Source organism: Salinisphaera sp. G21_0 (assembly GCF_017744115.1).
In the GTDB taxonomy this organism is placed as follows: Bacteria; Pseudomonadota; Gammaproteobacteria; order Pseudomonadales; family Endozoicomonadaceae; genus Endozoicomonas.
Map to the genome: position 1 here is coordinate 1 of NZ_JAGHQW010000163.1, position 1,492 is coordinate 1,492.

The window sequence follows — 1,492 nt, forward strand, 5'->3', positions numbered from 1 at the left end:
GCCATACTCCAAACTCGCACAATTTTTATTTCTGATGCAGTGCCACTATCAGCTTTCTGAAATGTTTCTGGTCTTACGGATAATTCAGAGGACTCATCCAGGCAGATTTCTTTAGAATCAAGAATAGTGATTGACATTTGTTTAATTCTTGAATCATCGAATCGGTTATGGAGTCTATCCTCATCGGGTATTGGGGTGTTATTGATTGGGGCCGTTTGTTCCACTTTCTGACCGAATGCTATAGCATTTTTTTGTGTATAGCGATTGGAAAATGACTTACCGCCGGACATAACAGCATCATATGCGGTGAGAAAATTCGAATAACAGCCTTGTAAGTTAAAATCTGGATCAGTCATTAATTCATAAATTCATTAAGTTATTGAATCACAGTTTAAGACTCCCGCTTCGTTACACAAGTTCCTTCCTGACACAACCCATTCACTATTTACATCAAAAAAAGCATAAGGATTTGATATGACTATTAATCATGATGATGTGAAACTCTCGAAGTGGGAGTGTGAGACGATTAGATCAAGAATCAAGACCCGACCCCGGTTTTGACCCCGGTTTTCACGGCGCTCCCGTAGAGGCAAAGCAGGTTTTACCATTTGCTTATCCAGAGGACAGTGACCAATACCTTCTTACTCTTAGATTGCTAACTGTTCACTGTTGAGACAGGTTCAATCGAGACGGTAAATATTCCTTCAGCTTGAAGACTGAAAAGTGGCAGGGAGAGTGCCATCTGAATTTTTACTGGGACTCTGGTTTGTTTCAACTGAATTAGAAGTCAGTGTTAATTCACCGGAGTTTCCAGCTGAATGGATTGACTGGAGATACTGCTCTCTTGCGATTTTCGCTTGCTTTGAAGCTTCTTCCTTGTTGGCGGTTTGTCTTTTGATTCTCATGTAAGTACTCATATAGATTCTTTGCCCCTCTGCGAGGACGGGATCTTTGCGACGCTCCCTTTGGTACTCCCTTTGGCGCTCCCTTACGCGCTCTGCGAAAGCGGGATCTTTGCGACGCTCCCTTTGGCGCTCCCTTACGCGCTCTGCGAAAGCGGGATCTTTGCGACGATCCCTTTGGTACTCCCTGTGGTACTCCCTTTGGTACTTCCTTTGGCACTCTGCGAAAGCGGGATCTTTGCGACGCTCCCTTTGGTACTCCCTTTGGTACTCCCTTTGGTACTCCCTTTGGCGCTCTGCGAAAGCGGGATCTTTGCGACGCTCCCTTTTGTACTCCCTTTGGTACTCCCTTTGGTACTCCCTTTGGTACTCCCTTTGGTACTCCCTTTGGTACTCCCTTTCGCGCTCTGCGAAAGCGGGATCTTTGCGACGCTCCCTTTGGTACTCCCTGTGGTACTCCCTTTGGTACTTCCTTCGGCGCTCCAACCGAGAGGCTTTGTTGTCAGTTATTTTTTCTGGTGGGTTTGAAACAGACTTATTACTCAAGTTATCAGCGTGAATTATCGGACTGATTTGCTCCATCACGTTAG

Annotated in this window: 1 protein-coding gene and 1 pseudogene; both read right to left on the reverse strand. The window is 45.4% G+C overall.

Features of this window, described 5'->3' with window-relative positions; genetic code table 11:
- The coding region (locus J7439_RS25415; protein ID WP_209204850.1) for a hypothetical protein at positions 1 to 356 on the reverse strand (356 nt) is incomplete at its 3' end.
- 348 nt (positions 357 to 704) lie between these two features.
- Positions 705 to 1,492 (reverse strand): annotated as a pseudogene (locus tag J7439_RS25420) (hypothetical protein); the annotation flags it as partial.